19 protein-coding genes and 1 pseudogene are annotated in these 20,241 nt (G+C 53.9%); 10 read left to right on the forward strand and 10 right to left on the reverse strand.

The window, feature by feature from the left end; genetic code table 11:
• Positions 1 to 179 precede the first annotated feature (179 nt).
• The 3 genes from fldA to ybfF form a co-directional block, all read right to left on the reverse strand.
• Positions 180 to 710 carry a flavodoxin FldA gene (gene fldA / locus OGY71_RS18825; RefSeq protein WP_003022839.1) on the reverse strand — a complete coding sequence of 177 codons (531 nt, stop codon included), beginning with the start codon at positions 708 to 710 and terminating at the stop codon, positions 180 to 182.
• Between the two features lie 155 nt (positions 711 to 865).
• Entirely contained in the window at positions 866 to 1,153 is a 288-nt protein-coding gene (gene ybfE, locus OGY71_RS18830) for a LexA regulated protein (protein WP_003831362.1), read from the reverse strand.
• A 128-nt stretch (positions 1,154 to 1,281) separates the two neighbouring features.
• A complete protein-coding gene (gene ybfF, locus OGY71_RS18835; RefSeq protein WP_284969376.1) occupies positions 1,282 to 2,055 on the reverse strand; it encodes an esterase in 774 nt (257 codons plus the stop codon).
• Positions 2,056 to 2,249: 194 nt separating this feature from the next.
• Between ybfF and seqA the strand changes: the two genes are divergently transcribed.
• Both seqA and pgm read left to right on the forward strand, forming a co-directional pair.
• The gene (gene seqA, locus OGY71_RS18840) at positions 2,250 to 2,792 is read left to right on the forward strand and encodes a replication initiation negative regulator SeqA (protein ID WP_003022848.1); all 543 of its coding nucleotides are present in this window, start codon (positions 2,250 to 2,252) and stop codon (positions 2,790 to 2,792) included.
• Between the two features lie 24 nt (positions 2,793 to 2,816).
• A complete protein-coding gene (pgm, locus tag OGY71_RS18845) occupies positions 2,817 to 4,457 on the forward strand; it encodes a phosphoglucomutase (alpha-D-glucose-1,6-bisphosphate-dependent) (RefSeq protein ID WP_126955847.1) in 1,641 nt (546 codons plus the stop codon).
• A 100-nt stretch (positions 4,458 to 4,557) separates the two neighbouring features.
• Here the strand turns inward: pgm and kdpE are convergent, their stop codons facing one another.
• From kdpE to kdpF, 6 genes are read right to left on the reverse strand one after another with little or no spacing between them, the layout of a single operon-like run.
• A complete protein-coding gene (kdpE, locus tag OGY71_RS18850) occupies positions 4,558 to 5,235 on the reverse strand; it encodes a two-component system response regulator KdpE (RefSeq protein ID WP_003022856.1) in 678 nt (225 codons plus the stop codon).
• On the reverse strand, positions 5,232 to 7,916 hold the full coding sequence (kdpD, locus tag OGY71_RS18855; protein WP_197385129.1) for a two-component system sensor histidine kinase KdpD: 2,685 nt from the start codon (positions 7,914 to 7,916) through the stop codon (positions 5,232 to 5,234). The genes kdpE and kdpD overlap by 4 nt, the downstream gene beginning before the upstream one ends.
• Before the next feature lie 10 nt (positions 7,917 to 7,926).
• Positions 7,927 to 8,493, reverse strand: coding sequence for a potassium-transporting ATPase subunit KdpC (kdpC, locus tag OGY71_RS18860; RefSeq protein WP_286613537.1), 567 nt, complete (start codon positions 8,491 to 8,493; stop codon positions 7,927 to 7,929).
• An 8-nt stretch (positions 8,494 to 8,501) separates the two neighbouring features.
• Positions 8,502 to 10,550, reverse strand: a complete 2,049-nt coding sequence (gene kdpB, locus OGY71_RS18865; protein ID WP_286613538.1) for a potassium-transporting ATPase subunit KdpB — start codon at positions 10,548 to 10,550, stop codon at positions 8,502 to 8,504.
• Positions 10,551 to 10,570: 20 nt separating this feature from the next.
• Positions 10,571 to 12,250: a potassium-transporting ATPase subunit KdpA gene (gene kdpA, locus OGY71_RS18870; RefSeq protein ID WP_286613539.1), complete on the reverse strand. Its 1,680-nt coding sequence runs from the start codon at positions 12,248 to 12,250 to the stop codon at positions 10,571 to 10,573.
• Positions 12,250 to 12,339: a K(+)-transporting ATPase subunit F gene (gene kdpF / locus OGY71_RS18875; protein ID WP_001670793.1), complete on the reverse strand. Its 90-nt coding sequence runs from the start codon at positions 12,337 to 12,339 to the stop codon at positions 12,250 to 12,252. The genes kdpA and kdpF overlap by 1 nt, the downstream gene beginning before the upstream one ends.
• A 308-nt stretch (positions 12,340 to 12,647) precedes the next feature.
• Here kdpF and OGY71_RS18880 point away from each other — a divergent pair, with 308 nt between their 5' ends.
• The 4 genes and pseudogenes from OGY71_RS18880 to OGY71_RS18895 all read left to right on the forward strand — a co-directional run.
• Positions 12,648 to 12,854: a YbfA family protein gene (locus OGY71_RS18880; RefSeq protein ID WP_003022870.1), complete on the forward strand. Its 207-nt coding sequence runs from the start codon at positions 12,648 to 12,650 to the stop codon at positions 12,852 to 12,854.
• 97 nt (positions 12,855 to 12,951) lie between these two features.
• Positions 12,952 to 13,506, forward strand: coding sequence for a DUF1722 domain-containing protein (locus OGY71_RS18885; protein ID WP_003831377.1), 555 nt, complete (start codon positions 12,952 to 12,954; stop codon positions 13,504 to 13,506).
• 17 nt (positions 13,507 to 13,523) lie between these two features.
• Positions 13,524 to 14,942, forward strand: a complete 1,419-nt coding sequence (gene phrB, locus OGY71_RS18890; protein ID WP_197385128.1) for a deoxyribodipyrimidine photo-lyase — start codon at positions 13,524 to 13,526, stop codon at positions 14,940 to 14,942.
• A 38-nt stretch (positions 14,943 to 14,980) separates the two neighbouring features.
• A pseudogene (locus OGY71_RS18895) lies at positions 14,981 to 15,349 on the forward strand (Rpn family recombination-promoting nuclease/putative transposase); the annotation flags it as partial.
• A 46-nt stretch (positions 15,350 to 15,395) separates the two neighbouring features.
• Here OGY71_RS18895 and dtpD read toward each other — a convergent pair.
• Positions 15,396 to 16,877: a dipeptide permease DtpD gene (gene dtpD / locus OGY71_RS18900; protein WP_003831389.1), complete on the reverse strand. Its 1,482-nt coding sequence runs from the start codon at positions 16,875 to 16,877 to the stop codon at positions 15,396 to 15,398.
• 289 nt (positions 16,878 to 17,166) lie between these two features.
• Here dtpD and ybgI point away from each other — a divergent pair, with 289 nt between their 5' ends.
• From ybgI to pxpA, 4 genes are read left to right on the forward strand one after another with little or no spacing between them, the layout of a single operon-like run.
• On the forward strand, positions 17,167 to 17,910 hold the full coding sequence (ybgI, locus tag OGY71_RS18905) for a radiation resistance protein YbgI (protein ID WP_003831390.1): 744 nt from the start codon (positions 17,167 to 17,169) through the stop codon (positions 17,908 to 17,910).
• A gap of 16 nt (positions 17,911 to 17,926) precedes the next feature.
• Positions 17,927 to 18,583, forward strand: coding sequence for a 5-oxoprolinase subunit PxpB (gene pxpB, locus OGY71_RS18910; RefSeq protein WP_003831391.1), 657 nt, complete (start codon positions 17,927 to 17,929; stop codon positions 18,581 to 18,583).
• Positions 18,577 to 19,509, forward strand: coding sequence for a 5-oxoprolinase subunit PxpC (pxpC, locus tag OGY71_RS18915; protein WP_286613540.1), 933 nt, complete (start codon positions 18,577 to 18,579; stop codon positions 19,507 to 19,509). Before pxpB ends, pxpC begins: the two co-directional genes overlap by 7 nt.
• Entirely contained in the window at positions 19,499 to 20,233 is a 735-nt protein-coding gene (gene pxpA / locus OGY71_RS18920; protein ID WP_286613541.1) for a 5-oxoprolinase subunit PxpA, read from the forward strand. The genes pxpC and pxpA overlap by 11 nt, the downstream gene beginning before the upstream one ends.
• Positions 20,234 to 20,241: the final 8 nt, after the last annotated feature.

Below are 20,241 nucleotides of genomic sequence, written 5' to 3' on the forward strand. Positions count from 1 at the left end.
AAGTCTCTGGCATATATTGTTAATCAAAACGTGGTATCGCCGACAAACACACTGTGCAACACCCGATTGGCATCCAGCCATTGTACAGGGTCAGACGAAAAAGTTACAAATTTGTAGCAATTATTTTGATTGGTTTTATCTATTGATGCGGCGCAGATGGAAATCTACGCCGCACGAAATCAGGCATTAATGATTTCGTCGAGGTGCAGCTCTTCAGAGATCTGCTTAACCCATTTTTCTACGCGTTCTGCTGTCAGTTCTGGCTGGCGATCTTCATCGATAGCCAGACCGACAAAGTGATCGTCGTCAGCCAGGCCTTTAGACGCTTCAAAGTGATAACCCGCAGTCGGCCAGTGACCAACGATGGTTGCACCGCGCGGTTCGATGATGTCGCGAATTGTGCCTAACGCATCGCAGAAATACTCTGCGTAATCTTCCTGGTCGCCACAGCCGAACAATGCAACCAGTTTGCCGTTAAAATCAATGTCTTCGAGGGTAGGGAAGAAGTCATCCCAGTCACACTGCGCTTCACCGTAGTACCAGGTTGGGATGCCGAGCAGCAGAATGTCATAACCTTCGAGGTCTTCTTTGCTACTTTTTGCAATGTCATGAACATCGGCAACGTCTTTACCAAGCTGTTTTTGAATCATTTTTGCGATGTTTTCGGTATTACCGGTGTCGCTGCCGAAAAAGATGCCAGTGATTGCCATGAGTAAAATAACCTCTTGAAACTTATTGAAATGGTGGTGGCGCATTGCCCACGGATAAGGGCAATCATAGCAGAACAGTCAGGCATGCGGAAACAGCAAACACGCAGGACTGCACTCTGTGCTACACGATTTATGATTTAGAGCAGAAATTCAGACTATGCCTGACCGCGCAATGTGCTGAGTTGGGTCATCAGCATCTCTTCGATGAGTTCACTGCGACTCATGTTGCGCGCCTCAGCCAGCTCGTTCAGAGCGTCAACGGCATCAGCGTTCAGTTTCAGTTCGACACGCTTAAGCCCGCGAACTTTGTCACGCTTAAGCTGATTACGTTTATTAATACGTAACTGTTCATCACGCGAGAGCGGATTAGTTTTGGGTCGTCCCGGGCGACGCTCCTGCGCGAACAGATCTAATGTCGTACGGTCCGTTTGTTCTTTGGCCATGATCTTGGTGACTTCGGGGAAACAATCAGCCAGGCGTCTGCCCGGATGGATAGCGCGCCATAATACATCAGCAGGGGGGACACGCCAACGCCCACGCGCGTAATCGCGCGCAGACGCTGAGTTTTTAATCAGTTAGCCTGTTCGTTCAGATAACGACGGATGGCGCGCAGCACCGCCTCCGGTTTTTCCGCATGCACCCAATGACCGGCTCCAGCAATAACATGCGCCCGAGCCTGCGGAAATTGCGCCAGCAGCTGTTCGCGATACGCTTCGGTAACATACGGTGAGTTGCCGCCAGGGATAAACAGCGCCGGGTGCTCCCACGCAGGAATGGTTTCCCAACCGACGATATGAGGATACTGATCCCACAGCACGGGAACGTTAAAACGCCATTCGCCGTCGACGAAAGATTTCAGCAGAAACTGGATTACGCCTTCCTCATGCAGATGCTGACGCATGACGCTGGCCGCCTGCTGACGCGAAGTGACCTGGGCATCGGTTACGGCATTAATAGCGGTAAAGATCGCATCGTGACGGCGAACTTGATAGTCGACCGGTGCAATATCAATGGCCACCAGTCGATCGATACGATCAGGAGCCAGCGCGGTTAATGCCATGACGGCTTTTCCCCCCATCGAGTGACCAATAAAGGTCGCCTTTTCTATTTGCTGAGCGTCCAGCGTATCCAGCAAATCTTGCGCCATGGCCGGATAATTCATCTCAGGGGAACGAGGGGAGAGGCCATGATTTCGCATATCGACCTGGATGATATCGTGATCGACCACCAGATCGCGCGCCAGGATCCCCAGGTTATCCAGACTGCCAAACAGGCCGTGAACCAGGACGATGGGAGAATTATTGTGCAGGTTTTGCGCAGATTGCGCTCGGATATTCAATTTCATGGCAAAGTTCTTTTTTTCACACTCACGGGTTAGGGTATCATGTTGACCATTCTGCCACATGGCTGCAACAACTACGGTTACTCTGAGTTTTGCTGGCCACCAGGCTTGACGCTATCCGCTGTTGGGATTTGCCTTTACACTACGTGTGTTTACCCCGACAACTTGTATTCAGCTAAACACTGCACTGGATTAAGATGAAAACGATTGAAGTTGATGATGAACTCTATAGCTATATTGCCAGCCACACCAAGCATATTGGCGAGAGCGCATCCGACATTTTACGGCGTATGTTGAAATTTTCCGCCGCATCACAGCCTGTCACTCCGATAGTCAAAGAAGTCCGCGCTGTGCAACCTGTCGTGGAAGCTAAGCCGGTTAACCCCGTAAAAGATAAAGTGCGCGCGATGCGTGAACTGCTGCTGTCCGACGAATACGCGGAACAGAAGAAAGCAGTAAATCGCTTTATGCTGGTGCTGTCTACACTCTATTCACTGGATCAAAACGCGTTCGCCGAAGCAACGGAATCGTTGCATGGCCGTACGCGCGTTTATTTTGCAGCAGATGAACAGACGCTGCTGAAAAATGGTAATCAAACCAAACCGAAACACGTGCCAGGCACGCCGTACTGGGTGATCACCAACACCAATACCGGCCGTAAATGCAGCATGGTTGAACACATCATGCAGTCAATGCAATTCCCCGCGGAATTGATTGAAAAGGTTTGCGGAACAATTTAATCCTTGCATTAGAAGGACCAGGCAATGGCAATCCACAACCGTGCAGGTCAACCTGCGCAACAGAGTGATTTGATTAACGTCGCCCAACTGACGGCACAGTATTATGTACTGAAACCAACAGCAGGGAACGCTGAGCACGCCGTTAAATTCGGTACGTCCGGACATCGCGGCAGTGCAGGTCGTCATAGTTTTAACGAGCCGCATATTCTGGCTATCGCTCAGGCGATTGCTGAAGAACGTGCGAAAAACGGGATTACTGGCCCGTGCTATGTGGGCAAGGATACCCACGCGCTGTCTGAACCGGCTTTTATCTCTGTACTGGAAGTGCTGGCGGCGAACGGCGTTGACGTCATCGTGCAGGAAAGTAACGGTTTTACGCCGACCCCTGCTGTGTCGAATGCTATCCTGGTCCACAACAAAAAAGGCGGCCCGCTGGCTGACGGCATTGTGATCACGCCGTCCCACAATCCGCCGGAAGATGGCGGCATTAAATATAACCCGCCAAACGGTGGTCCGGCAGATACCAACGTCACCAAAGTGGTGGAAGACAGAGCCAACGCGCTGCTGGCTGACGGTTTGCAAGGCGTGAAGCGCATGTCGCTGGACGCTGCGCTGGCATCTGGCCATGTAACAGAGCAGGATCTGGTTCAGCCGTTTGTTGAAGGACTGGCTGACATCGTCGACATGGCGGCGATCCAAAAAGCGGGTCTGACGCTGGGTGTCGATCCGCTGGGCGGTTCCGGTATCGAATACTGGAAGCGTATTGCTAAGCACTACAACCTGAACCTGACTATCGTTAATGATCACGTTGATCAGACTTTCCGTTTCATGCATCTCGACAAAGATGGCGCAATCCGCATGGACTGCTCCTCCGAGTGCGCGATGGCAGGCCTGCTGGCGCTGCGCGACAAGTTCGATCTGGCCTTTGCCAACGACCCAGACTACGACCGTCACGGTATTGTCACCCCGGCGGGGCTGATGAATCCGAACCACTATCTGGCGGTGGCGATCAACTACCTGTTCCAGCATCGCCCGCAGTGGGGCAAAGATGTTGCCGTTGGTAAGACGCTGGTGTCCTCGGCGATGATTGACCGCGTGGTGAATGATTTAGGGCGTAAACTGGTCGAAGTGCCGGTTGGCTTTAAATGGTTTGTTGACGGTCTGTTCGACGGCAGCTTTGGCTTTGGTGGTGAAGAGAGCGCGGGGGCATCTTTCCTGCGTTTCGACGGTACACCGTGGTCGACCGACAAAGACGGCATCATCATGTGCTTGTTGGCGGCAGAAATTACCGCAGTGACCGGTAAGAATCCGCAGGAGCACTACAACGAACTGGCTGCCCGCTTTGGTGCGCCGAGCTACAACCGCCTGCAGGCAAGTGCGACCTCCGCACAGAAAGCGGCGCTGTCTAAGCTGTCTCCGGAAATGGTGAGTGCCAGCACGCTGGCGGGCGACCCGATCACCGCACGTCTGACGGCGGCACCGGGCAACGGTGCTTCTATCGGCGGTCTGAAAGTGATGACTGACAACGGCTGGTTTGCCGCTCGTCCGTCCGGCACCGAAGACGCTTATAAAATCTACTGCGAGAGCTTCCTCGGTGAAGAACATCGCAAGCAGATTGAAAAAGAAGCGGTTGAGATCGTCAGCGAAGTGCTGAAAAACGCGTAAACCGTAGGCCGGATAAGACGCTAGCGTCGCTATCCGGCATGAATAATGAAAAAGCCGGACAGCTAATATGCTGATCCGGCTTTTTTAATTCGGCTTAGATTCACGGCATAAACCGATAACCAATCCCGGTTTCGGTCAGAAAATGACGCGGACGTGCCGGATCCAGTTCCAGCTTCTGGCGCAAATGTCCCATGTAAATTCGCAGATAGTGGCTGTGTTCGACGGCGTTCGGTCCCCAAACCTGATTTAACAGCTGGCGTTGCGTTAGTACCTTTCCGGCATTATTTAGCAGTACTGCTAACAGGCGAAACTCAATCGGCGTCAGATGAATCTCTTCATCACCGCGATGTACGAGCCGGGCGGCGATATCTACTTTTACGTTGGAAAAATGCACCACCGGCTCGGGAGACGTGCCGCTGGCGTGGCGACGCAATGCCACACGCAATCGCGCCTGTAGTTCGCCAATTCCAAAGGGTTTACTGAGATAGTCATCGGCACCGGCATCCAGGGCGGCGATTTTATCGCTTTCTTCGCTGCGGGCTGAGAGCACAATTACCGGTATCGCGCTCCATTGTCGCAGGTCACGAATAAAATCAATGCCGTCACCGTCCGGCAGACCGAGATCGAGAATGATGAGATCGGGTTTTCGCGTGGCGGCTTCCAGCAGACCACGTTGCAGCGTTTCTGCTTCATATACACGCAGACCATCGGCTTCCAGCGCGGTACGCAGAAAGCGACGGATAGCCTGTTCATCTTCAACAATCAGTACGTTCGTCACATATCCTCATGAAAATCTTCAAGTTCAGGGGGGATTTCCTGGGGCAGTGTAACACGGAAACATGCTCCTCCCTGTGCGCGATTGTGGACGGAAATCGTACCGCCGTGCACGTCCACAATGGCCTGACAGATTGCCAGCCCCAGCCCAACGCCCGGTACCGATGACTCTTTGTTTCCCCGGGAAAACTTGTCAAAAACTCGCTGCTCCATACCCGATGGAATGCCGGGGCCATTATCCCAGACGTCCAGTTGCAGGTGCTCGCCATCGACGCAGGCATCAATACCGATTTGCGCCGCTGGACCTGCGTATTTAACGGCATTTTCCAGCAGATTAATTAGCACCCGTTCAAAGAGTGGGCCATCGACGTGGATCAGCGTCAACGGTGCTGGTAGCGATAAATTAATAGGAGCAGAGAGTCCTGGCTCCAGCATCTGCAGGGCGCTGCCGACCACCTCTTCCAGTGTTAACCACTCCTTCTTAAGATTAAAGCCGCCAGACTGAATTCGCGCCATATCCAGCAGGTTATTAACCAGTCGGGTCGTATTAAGGACGTGCTGGCGAATCTCACTGGCCTGGCGCGCGTGCGGCGATCCTTCGCTTGCCAGATCCAACGTTAAGATCTCAGCCTGACCAAACAGCACCGTTAGCGGCGTACGTAAATCGTGGGAAAGGGCGGCGAGCAGCGCGTTGCGAATGCTTTCGCGCTCGCTGGCAAACCGGGCCTGCTCTTCGCTGGCGGTTAGCGTCAGACGCTCCAGCGCACTGGCGACCAGTAAAGTGAAAGTTTCCAGCAGGCGTTGCTGTTCGGGGATCATCAGCTGGCGTAAATTTCCCGGTTCCACAACCAGCAGCCCATGCGTTTTGTCGGCACTTTTTAACGGTAAAATTTGATACGGCACTCCTGGCAACGTGTCAGTACCTGCGCCAGCCGGTTGCCCTTTATCAAAGCTCCATTGGGCAATGGCATCATCCCACGGCGTCATGCCCTGTTGATGGGTGAGAGGGGCCAGCTTACCGTTCTCACCGGGCAGTAAAACCTGGCTGCGGGCCTGGAACGTTGAGGCAATAAATTGTTCGCTGGTGGCGGCGATATCTTGCTGACTACGCCCAACGGCCAGCGCTTTCGACATCTCATACAAATGGCGCGTACGTTGTTCACGATAACGGGCCACCCGCGCCTGATAACGCACTCCGGCGGTCAGATTACCAATAACCAGCCCTACCGTTAGCATCACGGCGAAGGTGAGCAGGTACTGGACATCGGAAACGGCCAGCGTGCCACGCGGAGCAATAAAGAAGAGATCGAAGCTGGCGACGTTAATAAAAGTTGCCAGCACCGACGGCCAGCGTCCGTAAAAGAGGGCGATAACCACCACGCCCAATAAATAGATCATCACCAGGTTAGCGGCGTCAAAGGCCATCAACCACTGCATGGCAATCAACGTAATGATGGCGCACAGCGCGACGGCAACCACACAACCCTGAATTTGTACCCGCCATTTATCCTTAAAGGTGCGGTTATCTGCAGTTTGTAGCACAGGGCGCGAAGGTGGCTCATCGAGCGCAACAATCATCAGGTCGAGATCCGGTGCGCGATGGGCCAGTTTGTCAGCAAAAGAATCACTGCGCCACCAGCGTCGTGTAGCCGGACGTCCGAGGACAATTTTTCCCAGATTATGCTCACGGGCGTAGCGGATTACAGCCTTGTCTTCAGCGGGATCGGAAAGGGTGGCGGTTTCTGCACCCAGCTCCTGGGCTAACCGCAGAGCGCTTAAAATTGCGCGGCGCTGTTTTTCGTGCAGTCGGTGCAGCGCTGGCGTTTCGACATACACTGCATGCCAGACGCTGCCGAGGCGCGCTGCCAGACGCGCGGCAGCACGAACCAGCTTTTCGCTGCCGGTATTGTGTCCAATGCACAGTAAAATGGCGTCACGGGTATGCCAGACTTTTTCTTCCCCCGGACGCCCTCGCCAGGCACGCATCTGATCGTCAACCCGATCGGCCGTGCGGCGCAGGGCCAGCTCACGTAGCGCGATCAAGTTCCCTTTGCGAAAGAAATGCTCGATGGCTCTTTCCGCCTGACCGGCGATATAGACCTTGCCTTCGTTCAGGCGTTGGCGCAAATCATCGGGGGGAAGATCGACCAGCACCACATCGTCGGCGGCATCGAAAAAAGGATCGGGGACGGTTTCGCGAACCTGAATGCCGGTGACGCCGCTGACCACATCATTGAGGCTTTCCAGATGCTGCACGTTGACGGTAGTAAAAACGTCAATACCGGCTTCGAGCAGCTCTTCAATGTCTTGCCAACGCTTAGGGTGGCGTGAGCCAGGCGCATTACTGTGCGCCAGTTCATCCATCAAAATGAGCGCCGGACGGCGGGCCAGCGCCGCGTCGAGATCGAACTCGCTAATATGACGACCATGGCGCGCCTGTCTCTTTAGCGGCAGGATGCTGAGACCGTCCAGCAACGCGGCGGTCTCTTTGCGTCCGTGGGTTTCCACCACCCCAATCAGCACATCTAACCCCTGCGCCCGCAACCGTTGGGCCTCTGCCAGCATGGCCCAGGTTTTACCGACGCCTGCACACGCGCCGAAGAAAATTTTCAGTTTTCCGCGGTGCGGGGCAGCGGTCTGCTCCAGCAGGCGATCGGGGTCGGGGCGTAAGGGTTCGTTATGCATGTCCTTTTTCTCAGTGCTTATCCAGCGCTAAATTAAGTTCTACCAGGTTCACCACCGGCTGGCCGATAAAACTGACCAACGGCTTTTGCGTGTATTGTGCAACCAGGCGCGTGACCTCTTCAACGCTGAGATTGCGAGCCTGCGCCACGCGGGGGATTTGCCAGGCCACCGCGGCTGGCGTCAGATTGTTATCCAACCCGCTGGCAGAAGCCGTTACCAGCTCTACCGGAACGACAGGATTTGCCTGCGGGTTAGCAGCACGCAGTGCGGCTATCCGGCTTTGCAGCTGTTTATCCAGTTCCGGATTGCTGGCTGCCAGGTTACTGCCGCCTGAAGCCATTGGATTATAGGGCATTTCTGCTGTAGCTGACGGACGTCCCTGAAAATAACCGGCCGCGGTAAAATGTTGCCCAATGAGCGCAGAGCCGCGAACGACTTGATCTTCGCGTAGAAGCGAGCCGTTAGCCTGGTGGGGAAACCACCACTGCCCCAACGCGGTGGTCAACAACGGGTAAGCCCCGCCGGTGATAAGCGTCAGGAAAATCAATGTTGATAATGCAGGACGTAATCCACTCATCTGAAACCTCACACCAGACCCAGCAGGGTCAGCAGTAAATCAATTGCTTTGATACCGATAAACGGCACAACCAGACCACCCAGACCATAGATCCACAAATTACGGCGCAGCATTGCGGATGCGGATAACGGTTTGTAGCTCACGCCTTTAAGCGCCAGCGGGATCAGAAAGACGATAACCAGCGCATTAAAGATAACCGCGCTGAGGATCGCCGAATCCGGCGAATGCAGACCCATCACGTTAAGCGCATTGAGCTGCGGGTAGGTGGCGGCAAACGCGGCCGGGATAATGGCGAAATACTTCGCCACGTCGTTGGCGATACTGAAGGTGGTCAGCGAACCACGCGTCATCAGCATCTGTTTACCAATGTGCACCACTTCAATCAGCTTGGTGGGGTTAGAGTCGAGATCCACCATGTTGCCTGCTTCTTTCGCCGCTTGGGTCCCGGAGTTCATGGCGACCGCCACGTCGGCTTGCGCCAGCGCCGGGGCGTCATTGGTTCCATCGCCGGTCATCGCCACCAGACGACCTTCCGCCTGATACTGACGAATCAGCGCCAGCTTGGCTTCCGGCGTGGCTTCAGCTAAGAAGTCATCTACCCCGGCTTCTGCCGCAATCGCGGCGGCGGTCAGGCGGTTATCGCCGGTGATCATCACCGTTTTGATGCCCATTTTGCGTAGTTGGGCAAAACGTTCTTTGGTTCCGCCTTTTACGATATCTTTCAGGGCAATCACGCCCAGCACGTGGGAGCCTTCGGCAACCACCAGCGGCGTAGCGCCAAGGCGTGCGACGTTTTCGACCTTCTGCTCCACGTCGGCAGGGAAGTGGCCGCCGTTGGCTTCGACGTGACGACGAATAGCATCGACCGACCCTTTGCGGATCATGCGGTTGTCGATGTTGATCCCGCTCATTCGGCTTTGGGCGGTAAACGGTACAAAGGTGGCGTGCAGCGATTGCACGTCGCGAATACGCAGATTAAAGCGCTGTTTTGCCAGAATCACGATACTGCGGCCTTCAGGGGTTTCATCGGCCAGTGATGAAAGCTGCGCGGCGTCGGCCAGCGTCTTTTCATCCACCCCCTGGGCGGGCAGAAAATCTGAAGCCTGGCGGTTGCCCAGCGTAATGGTGCCGGTTTTGTCCAGCAGCAGTACGTCCACGTCACCCGCCGCTTCCACTGCACGTCCGCTGGTGGCGATGACGTTCGCGCCCAACATGCGGCTCATCCCGGCGACGCCAATAGCAGAGAGCAACCCACCGATGGTGGTGGGGATCAGACACACCAGCAGGGCAACCAGTACCGTGACGCTAACCGCGCTACCACCCCAGGCGGAAAACGGCCACAGCGTGGCGGTCGCCAGCAGAAAAACGATGGTCAGGGCTATCAACAGGATCGTCAGGGCGATTTCATTCGGCGTTTTACGCCGCTGCGCGCCTTCAACCATGGCGATCATCCGGTCGAGGAACGTTTCACCAGGGTTCACGCTACATTCGATCACCAGCCAGTCGGAGAGGATGCGGGTCCCGCCGGTGACGGAGGCGAAATCACCACCGGATTCACGAATGACCGGCGCGGATTCACCGGTAATGGCGCTTTCATCCACCGATGCGCCACCTTCGATGACCTCGCCGTCACACGGGATAATATCGCCCGCTTCTACTAACACGATATCTCCTTTGCGCAAATCCTCCGCCGGAACGTGATCCATGGCGGCACCGTATTTCGGTTCGCGGAGTTTGCGAGCAAAAGCGGTTTTTTTAACTCCTTTCAGACTGTTAGCCTGAGCCTTACTGCGTCCTTCCGCCAGCGCTTCGGCAAAGTTGGCGAACAGAACGGTAATCCACAGCCACAGACTTATCGCGCCGGTAAACCACGGATTGCCTTGCATATGGCCTGTGGCCATTGCCAGCGTTAACAGGGTTGTCAGCAGACTGCCCAGCCAGACGATAAACATCACCGGATTGCGCCACTGGGTATGTGGGCTTAATTTTTTCACGGCGTCCATCAGCGCCTGTGCGACCAGAGAGGGTTCGAACAGCGCCAGTTGCTTGCGACTCATAGTCATGTGCTCCGCATCACTCAGTGTAATGACAGGTATTCTGCGACCGGGCCAAGTGCCAGGGCAGGAACAAAGGTGAGGGCGCCAACCAGTAACACCGTACCGATTAACAACCCGACAAACAGTGCACCGTGAGTAGGCAGCGTGCCAGGGCTTGCTGGCTGGATCTTTTTACTGACCAGCGATCCGGCAATTGCCATCACGGGAATGATCACGCCGAAACGGCCGAAGAACATGCACAGGGCCAACAGACAGTTCCAGAACGGGCTGTTGGCGCTTAATCCGGCGAAGGCGCTACCGTTGTTGTTCGCGGCAGACGATACGGCGTACAACACTTCACTAAAGCCATGTGGACCAGGGTTGAGCATGGCGCTGCGTCCGGCATCGCTCATCATCGCTATCGCCGTACCGAGCAGCACCAGCGCAGGGGTGACCAGAATCGCCAGTGCGGTCATTTTCATTTCACGCACGTCTATTTTCTTACCCAGATATTCCGGCGTGCGACCAATCATCAGGCCCGCGATAAACACCGCCAACAACACGAACAGCAGCATGCCGTACAGGCCCGAACCGACACCACCGAAGACCACTTCGCCAATCTGCATTAGCCACATCGGCACCATCCCACCCAGCGCGGTGAAGGAGTCATGCATCGCATCGACAGCGCCGCAAGATGCCGCTGTCGTCACGACGGAAAAAAGACTCGTAGCCAGCACGCCAAAGCGGCTTTCTTTGCCTTCCATGTTGATATTACTGTCTGTACCGAATGCCATCAGGTGCGGGTTGCCTTGAACTTCGGCCCACATCACCACGGCTACGCAGACCACAAATATCAGCGACATGGCCCACAGCAGGGTCCGCCCCTGGCGACGATCGCCAACCACATCACCAAAGGCAAAACACAGCGCGGTAGGAATTAAGAAAATGGCCAACATCTGTACCAGATTGGTCAACGCGGTAGGGTTTTCAAACGGATGTGATGAGTTAGCGTTAAAGAACCCGCCCCCGTTAGTGCCAAGCATCTTAATCGCTTCCTGTGAGGCGACGGGCCCCATCGGCAGCAGCTGTTTCACCCCTTCAAGGGTAGTAATGGGCTGATAGGGCAACACGTTTTGCAGCACACCTTGCTGAATGAAGAACAACGCAATGAGCAATGCAATGGGGAGCAGGATCCACAGCGTAATGCGAACCAGATCGACCCAGGCGTTGCCCAGCGTGTTCATACTCTGGCGAGTAAAGGCACGAGCCAGGGCAAAAATCACCGCAATCCCGGTTGCCGCTGACAGGAAGTTCTGCACGGTCAGCCCGACCATCTGGCTGAAGTAGCTTAAGGTGGTTTCGCCAGCATAGGATTGCCAGTTGGTGTTGGTGACAAAACTTACCGCCGTGTTGAGCGCTAAATCCCACGAAAGCCCAGGTAGCTGTTGCGGATTTAGCGGCAGCAGGTTTTGCGCCATCAGCATTGAAAACAGGACCAGCAACCCCAGCACATTGAGCGCGAGGATCGCCAACAGATACTGCCGCCAGTTCATCTCCTGCTGCGAGATGCCCAGACCGCGCCAGAGCAGATGTTCCACGCCAGCCAGGCCCGGCAGGGACGTATTATTGATCAGCCGAACCAAGCCAAAACCCAGCGGTCTGGCGATGATAAACAGTACCAGCAAGAAACTGGCAATGAGTAAAAATCCTTGGGCCGCCATCAGAACGCCTCCGCATTAATCAGGGCATACACCAGATAACCTAATAATAAAAAGACCAGCACAATGCCGGTTATCACGCCTGCACTCACGGTGCACCTCCAGTGGCATAAATGTGATAACCAGAGCGTAGATTTTTGCTTGCAAAGATTTCGCAAAAATCAGTGGGAGGGGTGTAAAAAAAGTATAAAAATGGCAAAGACCATTATTTAACTAATGATTAGTATTAATTTAACTTTTATGTAACTTAATTACGGTTTTTAGCTAAACGGAGCATCAATAGATAAAAATAAGTGGTCGGATGAGTAGCAAAATTACACACAAGGCGGTATTATTTTCATCAGTTAACCAAGTTTATTTTTCCGGTGCGATTCACCGAACAGATATATGGGAGAGGATTATGGACTTTTATAAAGAATATCCAGCACACATTGTTTTCTTGCGCCGTACCTTTGCCGTTGTGGCGGGCGTGCTGGCGCTGCCGGTCATGTTGTTCTGGAAAGACCGCGCCCGTTTTTACAGCTATCTGCACCGCGTCTGGTCCAAAACCAGTGATAAACCGGTGTGGATGGAGCAGGCTGAAAAAGCCACCTGCGACTTCTATTAAGTTGTCGTTATTGTTCAAGAAAACCGCTAACAGCAATGTGGCGGTTTTTTTATACGCCGACGTCTACACTTATCTGAGTAACGGATAAGGAGTGGCGATGAGCACGAGAATTCCTGTTGGTATCCGCACCTGTCTGACCACAGAAGCGAGTGAGGCACCTCAGTTCGACGAAAATACATTAATACGTGTTTACGCTTTGCATGAATTGCACCGCCTGCGTCAGCGAAAATTAACGCGGGGCGCATTAATTGACTATCATACTCGCTACAAACTGGTACTACTGGCGCATTCCCAGCCAGAGTATCGGGAGCTTGGCCCCTTCGTTGCCGCAATCCATGAATGGCAAGATCTCGATGCTTTTTTTACCGAGTATCGCCTACGATTGACCCATCTGTTATTAAATCCTGCTACCCGGCGTAACCATACCAATGTATTGATGCACGTACAGGGCTATTTCCGTAATCAGCTCGATCTGCGTCAACGTCAGGAATTGACCTCGATAATCGATAACTATCGACGCGAGGCGCAGCCGCTACTTGCACCCTTAATGCTCCTCAAACACTATATGGCTGAGCACCCGAACACCTGGTTGTCCGGGCAACGTTATTTTGAACTCTGGCCTGCGATTTGGCGTTTACAGGGCAATGATTAATTTTATCAGGGAGTGTTATGACCACGCATCTGGTCTGGTTTCGGCGTGATTTGCGTCTGCACGACAATCTCGCGCTGGCGGCGGCTTGTCGGGATCGTTCTGCACATGTACTCGCGCTCTATATTTCCACGCCTGAACAGTGGAAGGCGCATGATATGGCCCCACGTCAGGCGGCATTGGTTAATGCGCAGCTGAACGCGTTGCAAACGGCGCTGGCAGAAAAGGGCATCCCGCTTCTGTTTCATGAAGTTGCTGATTTTGCGACCAGTGTGGAAACCGTCAAAAACGTCTGCGTACAGCATGGCGTCAGTCGAATATTTTATAACTATCAATATGAAATAAACGAACGCCAGCGTGATGTTGCCGTCGAAAAGTTATTACCTCAGGTGGTGTGCGAAGGGTTTGACGACAGCGTGATCCTGCCTCCGGGGGCGGTCATGACCGGTAATCACGAGATGTATAAAGTCTTTACGCCGTTTAAAAATGCCTGGCTGAAGCGGATAAAAGACGGGATCCCAGAATGTGTCAGTGCGCCGAAGGTGAGAGAAAGCGGTGCTCTTGACTCTCCATTAACATCCATCTCGTTGAGCTACCCGCAGCAGGATTTTGATACGCAGCAATTTCCGGCAGAAGAAAAATTGGCCATCGCGCAGTTACGCCATTTTTGCCAGCAGGCCGCCGGAGAATATGAACAACTGCGTGACTTTCCGGCGATTGACGGAACCAGTCGATTATCCGCAAGCCTGGCGACAGGAGGACTATCACCGCGCCAGTGCCTGAATCGACTGCTCGTGGAGCAGCCGCAGGCGCTTGAGGATGGGGCAGGTAGCGTTTGGTTGAATGAGCTTATCTGGCGTGAATTTTATCGTCATCTAATGACTTACCATCCGTCGCTGTGTCGGTATCAACCTTTTATTCGCTGGACCGATCGCGTGCAATGGCAGAATAATCCGACGCATTTGCAGGCCTGGAAAACAGGGAATACGGGCTACCCCATTGTGGATGCGGCCATGCGTCAGCTTAACGCAACGGGCTGGATGCATAATCGTTTACGCATGATTACCGCCAGTTTTTTAGTGAAAGACCTGCTGATCGACTGGCGTAAAGGCGAACAGTATTTTATGTCGCAACTGATCGATGGCGACCTGGCGGCCAATAACGGCGGCTGGCAATGGGCAGCCTCAACCGGAACCGACGCCGCACCGTATTTCCGTATCTTTAACCCCACGACGCAGGGCGAAAAATTCGACCGTGACGGTGAGTTTATCCGCCAGTGGGTGCCGGAACTGCGCGACGTGCCGGGTAAAGCCATTCATGAACCGTGGTCGTGGGCTGAAAAAGCGCAGGTGACACTAAGTTATCCTCGCCCGATTGTGGATCATAAACAGGCGAGGCTGGCGACGCTGGCGGCATATGAGGCGGCGCGTAAGGGATAAGCGCGCAGCGGATTTCTGCGTAATACCTTCCAGCAGATCTGCAAAAACATATCCGTCAGCGGGATTTGCTGGGACTGGTAGATCAGCTTGCCACGCTGTTACTTACAGGGTGCGCTAATGACACACAACTACAGGCGATGTTTAATTACATCCTGCAATCCGGCGATGAATCTCACTTTAATGAATTTATACAAGAGATGGCGCAACGGATCCCCCAACACAAGGAGAAGCTGATGACGATTGCCGAGCGGTTACGCTTAGATGGATTACAGGAAGGGTTGCAGCGAGGCAAACGAGAAGCCGCATTACGTATAGCGCAAACTATGTTGGAGCAGGGAATAGATCGCAACATGGTGCTTCTGGTTACAGGTCTTTCTGAAGAGGAGTTGACTGCCAGTCATGCGTAATTCCTGAAAAAAGCCCGAATCAGATTACATCATCGGGCCCCTACACTCAGGATTCTACCGCCAGTGAACGGTTTCTGAACTTAAGCGACTGGTACAGCCAAATCATCAGCACCAGCACCACACAGGCCAGCGCGCCCCAGGTAATTTCACTAAAGACATCAATATAGGCATTGATGGAGTAGTTGATAGCGCCCGCAGCATCAAACGAGCCTTGTGAGGTCTGATCGGCGATAACGCCTGCCAGGTAGTTGGCGATGGCACCGGAAAGCAGCATATAAATGCCGGTTAATACGCCGGTAACACCAGGGATCTCAATACGCGTAATTTGTGACATTGCCACCGGATCGATAAACAGTTCGGCAAAGCCCATGACCGCCAACCCAAGTACCATCAGCGGCATCGAAGAGTGGCCGTAAGCAGCGGACCAGCGAGCGCTCAAGGTTAGAATACAGAACCCAGCGCTCATTAAGCCGAGGCCAAGGGCAAATTTACCCCAGATACGTACGGTACGATTGCCACTCACGCTTTCTTTGACTACCCACGCCAGTACGATACCGCACAGCATAACGGCAAAAGCGTTAACCGACTGGAACATCGCGGTAGGGACGGAATACCCCAGAATATCGCGGTTAACGAAGCGGTCGATATACAGGCTGATCGAACTGCCGCCCTGTTGAGCAAAGGCCCAAAACAACAGGCTGAAGAAGGTCAGCGTGACGATAAGCCCCAGCTCTTTGCGTTGTTTCTGCGTCTGTGCCTGGCGATAAATCTTCGCCAGAACTGCCAGACCAATAATGGTGGCAACAATCAGTGCGTAAACGGACCACTCTTTCCAGAACAGCACGGTAATCAGCAGCGGTGCGGCAACCAACAAAACTAACAGCCAGGCCCAGTTTGGCAGAATAAAGGTTTTAGCACACAGAACGGCCTTGTTGACGCCGGTGGTGTGGGCGAAATGGCGATTACCACATAAGAATATCACCAGCCCTGCCAGCATGCCGATGGCAGCCAGCGCAAAGCCCATCGCCCAACTGTACTCTTCCTGCACGTATCCGCAGGCAATTGGTGCGATGATCGAACCGATGTTACCGGCGGCGTAGAGCAGAGAGAATCCACCATCGCGACGTGGGTCTTCAGGTTGATATAACTCGCCAAGCAGGCAACTGATATTTGATTTAAACAGACCGTAACCGCAGACAATTATCGCCAGCGACAAATAGAGGAACGCCGGGGCCATTTCACTGGCACCCAAAACCAGATGTCCCACCGCCATTAAAAATGCGCCGATCATCACCGCCATTCGATTGCCGAGCACTTTATCGGCCAGGTATCCCCCGAGAATAGGGGTGACATAGACCAGCGAGCAGTAGGCGCTGAACAGTTCATATGCGTGATTATCGTCGTACTTAAGCTGGTTAGTGAGATACAGGATCAGCAGCGCACGCATGCCGTAAAAACTGAAGTATTCCCAGATTTGTAGCGCGACAACGTAGTATATCGCCCGTGGTTGAGATGCTTGTTTATTCATTATTTTCTCGAAGTAAATGCCTCGCGACTGGCTGAACGTGCTGCGCGAGTGTGTTTCCTTAAAGTTGTAACTTTGATACAGATCTGATTATTTTTGCAATATGCTGTCTGATTGCATAAATATACATGAATTAGATCGCGTAGTGGTAAGCAAATCACGTTCAAAGCGGGTGTGATTGTTTCTTTATGTGTCAGTGAAATGGCTATCGACGAACGCAGGCGGGGACGCTATTTTAACCTAAGCTGTGTTGCTGATTGGGCAGGCAGAAATGATGACTACGAGGACGATGATGAAAAACACCGAACTGGAACAACTGATCAACGACAAACTAAACAGCGCCGCCATTAGCGATTATGCGCCGAATGGTTTGCAGGTTGAGGGCAAAGAGACGGTGCATAAAATCGTGACCGGTGTGACTGCAAGCCAGGCATTGCTGGACGAGGCGGTACGCCAGCAAGCGGATGCGGTTATCGTTCACCACGGTTATTTCTGGAAAGGCGAATCTCCGGTTATTCGCGGCATGAAGCGCAATCGTCTGAAAACGCTGTTAGAAAATGATATCAACCTGTATGGCTGGCACTTGCCGCTGGATGCACACCCGGAATTGGGGAATAACGCGCAGTTGGCCGCGCTGTTAGGAATCACCGTGATGGGTGAAATTGAACCGCTGGTGCCATGGGGCGAACTCTCCATGCCGGTTCCGGGGCTGGAGCTGGCATCGTGGATTGAAGCGCGTTTAGGTCGTAAACCGTTATGGTGCGGTGATACCGGGCCGGAGAAAGTTCAGCGCGTTGCCTGGTGTACCGGGGGGGGGCAAAGTTTTATTGATAGCGCAGCCCGATTTGGTGTCGACGCCTTTATTACCGGTGAAGTCTCTGAGCAAACCATTCACTCAGCCCGCGAGCAGGGGCTGCATTTTTATGCTGCCGGTCACCATGCGACCGAACGCGGCGGCATTCGCGCATTAAGCGAATGGCTGAATGAAAATACCGATCTGGACGTAACCTTTATCGATATTCCTAATCCAGCGTAATAAAAGAGGGATGAAAGTGCAGCGAGCGCGTTGTTATCTGTTAGGTGAAACGGCGGTGGTTCTTGAACTGGAGCCCCCCATCACGCTGGCGACTCAGAAACGCATCTGGCGTCTGGCTCAGCGTTTAGTTGACGCCCCGAATGTGCTTGAAGCTATTCCGGGAATGAACAATATCACGGTTACCCTGCGCGACCCGCAAACACTGGCGCTGGATGCGATTGAACGCCTGCAGCGCTGGTGGGAAGAGAGTGAAGCACTGGAGCCGGATTCACGCTTTATTGAAATACCTGTGACCTATGGTGGTGAGTTTGGCCCTGATCTGGCAGAGGTCGCCCGACACAGTGGATTAAGCGACAAGCAGGTCGTCGAACTTCATGCGTCAGTTGACTATGTGGTGTGGTTTATCGGTTTTCAGCCGGGATTTCCCTATCTCGGGAGCTTACCTGAACAGCTGCATACCCCCAGACGTGCGGAACCGCGTTTGCTTGTTCCGGCAGGTTCTGTCGGTATCGGTGGATCTCAAACGGGGATCTACCCGCTTGCAACACCCGGTGGGTGGCAATTGATTGGGCGTACCTCCGTTTCGTTATTTGATCCAAAACGGGAGGAGCCGATTCTGTTACGGGCTGGCGATACCGTGCGTTTTGTCCCGCAGAAGGAGGGGATATGTTAAACATCATCCGCGCTGGCATGTACACCTCAGTACAGGACGGGGGACGCCATAGTTTTCGTCAATCCGGAATTAGTCACTGCGGCGCGCTGGATAAACCGGCGCTGAACGTGGCTAACCTGCTGGTGGGTAATGATGCGAATGCCGCAGCGCTGGAAATCACGCTGGGGCAACTGGTGGTGGAGTTTGAAGCCGATGGCTGGTTTGCCCTGACCGGTGCCGGATGCGAAGCGCATCTGGATCGAACTCCCGTATGGAGCGGATGGCGGTTACCGGTAAAAGCCGGGCAGCGCCTGACGCTAAAACGCCCGCTTCATGGCATGCGCAGTTATCTGGCGGTAGCGGGCGGTATTGATGTTCCCGAAGTGATGGGCTCGCGTAGTACCGATCTGAAAGTGGGCATTGGTGGGTTTGAAGGGCGTCTGCTGCGTGATGGCGATCGACTGGCGATTGGCGTATCGACCCGGCAATTCAGCGGGCCACAAGGTGTAAAACAACTGATGTGGGGTAATCTCATTCGCGCACTGCCCGGCCCTGAGTATCAGGAGTTTGATGAGGTATCGCAGGCCTCTTTCTGGCGCTCGCCGTGGCAGCTTAGCCCACAAAGTAACCGTATGGGGTATCGTCTTCAGGGGCAGCCGCTGACGCGCACGACCGATCGCGAGTTGCTGTCGCATGGTTTGCTCCCCGGCGTGTTGCAGGTTCCGCATAATGGCCAGCCAATCGTGCTGATGAACGATGCTCAGACGACGGGTGGCTATCCGCGCATCGCCTGTATTATCGAGGCAGATATGTATCATCTGGCGCAGATCCCGCTCGGTCAGCCGATTCATTTTGTGCAGTGTTCGCTGGAGGAAGCGCTGAAGGCGCGGTACGACCAGCAGCGTTATCTGGAACAGTTAGCATGGCGACTTAACAATGAAAATTGATCTCAATGCAGACCTCGGTGAGGGATGTGCGAACGATGCAGCGTTGCTGCAATTGGTGTCATCGGCCAACATCGCCTGTGGGTTTCACGCCGGCGATGCGCAAACTATGCTCTCAAGCGTGCGTGATGCGTTAAAAAATGGTGTGGCGGTAGGCGCGCATCCCAGCTTTCCGGATCGGGAAAATTTTGGTCGTATCGCCATGACTCTGCCTGCACAAACGGTGTATGCACAGACGCTGTATCAAATTGGCGCGCTGGCTGCCATCACGAGGGCAGAAGGTGGCGTGATGCGCCATGTCAAACCGCATGGCATGCTCTATAACCAGGCGGCGAAAGATCCTCAATTGGCCGATGCGATTGCGAAAGCGGTTCATGCCTGCGATCCGTCGCTGGTTCTGGTCGGGCTGGCGGGAAGCGAACTGATTCGCGCTGGAGAACACTATGGCTTGATAACGCGTCAGGAGGTTTTTGCCGATCGGGGTTATCAGGCCGATGGCAGTCTGGTGCCACGTAACCAGCCGGGCGCACTGATTGAGGATGAAGAGCAGGCGCTGGCGCAAACGTTAGAAATGGTGCAATCCGGCAGAGTAAAAAGCCAAAGTGGAACATGGGCAAGCGTGACCGCCCAGACGGTATGCATTCATGGGGATGGCGAGCACGCACTCGCTTTTGCCCGTCGCTTGCGTAGCGCCTTTAATGCATGCAATATTGAAATTGGTGCATAAGATTTACC

The sequence above is a fragment of the Citrobacter sp. Cpo109 genome, from assembly GCF_030332565.1.
GTDB classification, from domain to species: domain Bacteria; phylum Pseudomonadota; class Gammaproteobacteria; order Enterobacterales; family Enterobacteriaceae; genus Citrobacter; species Citrobacter portucalensis.

Excerpts from the sequence above, each read along its gene's own strand:
- dtpD (WP_003831389.1), bottom strand. The coding sequence starts at position 16,877 with ATGAATAAACAAGCATCTCAACCACGGGCGATATACTACGTTGTCGCG.
- ybfE (WP_003831362.1), bottom strand. The coding sequence starts at position 1,153 with ATGGCCAAAGAACAAACGGACCGTACGACATTAGATCTGTTCGCGCAG.
- phrB (WP_197385128.1), top strand. The coding sequence starts at position 13,524 with ATGACCACGCATCTGGTCTGGTTTCGGCGTGATTTGCGTCTGCACGAC.
- seqA (WP_003022848.1), top strand. The coding sequence starts at position 2,250 with ATGAAAACGATTGAAGTTGATGATGAACTCTATAGCTATATTGCCAGC.
- ybgI (WP_003831390.1), top strand. The coding sequence starts at position 17,167 with ATGAAAAACACCGAACTGGAACAACTGATCAACGACAAACTAAACAGC.
- ybfF (WP_284969376.1), bottom strand. The coding sequence starts at position 2,055 with ATGAAATTGAATATCCGAGCGCAATCTGCGCAAAACCTGCACAATAAT.
- fldA (WP_003022839.1), bottom strand. The coding sequence starts at position 710 with ATGGCAATCACTGGCATCTTTTTCGGCAGCGACACCGGTAATACCGAA.
- kdpB (WP_286613538.1), bottom strand. The coding sequence starts at position 10,550 with ATGAGTCGCAAGCAACTGGCGCTGTTCGAACCCTCTCTGGTCGCACAG.
- kdpD (WP_197385129.1), bottom strand. The coding sequence starts at position 7,916 with ATGCATAACGAACCCTTACGCCCCGACCCCGATCGCCTGCTGGAGCAG.
- kdpA (WP_286613539.1), bottom strand. The coding sequence starts at position 12,250 with ATGGCGGCCCAAGGATTTTTACTCATTGCCAGTTTCTTGCTGGTACTG.
- kdpC (WP_286613537.1), bottom strand. The coding sequence starts at position 8,493 with ATGAGTGGATTACGTCCTGCATTATCAACATTGATTTTCCTGACGCTT.
- pxpC (WP_286613540.1), top strand. The coding sequence starts at position 18,577 with ATGTTAAACATCATCCGCGCTGGCATGTACACCTCAGTACAGGACGGG.
- pxpA (WP_286613541.1), top strand. The coding sequence starts at position 19,499 with ATGAAAATTGATCTCAATGCAGACCTCGGTGAGGGATGTGCGAACGAT.
- OGY71_RS18885 (WP_003831377.1), top strand. The coding sequence starts at position 12,952 with ATGAGCACGAGAATTCCTGTTGGTATCCGCACCTGTCTGACCACAGAA.
- OGY71_RS18880 (WP_003022870.1), top strand. The coding sequence starts at position 12,648 with ATGGACTTTTATAAAGAATATCCAGCACACATTGTTTTCTTGCGCCGT.
- pgm (WP_126955847.1), top strand. The coding sequence starts at position 2,817 with ATGGCAATCCACAACCGTGCAGGTCAACCTGCGCAACAGAGTGATTTG.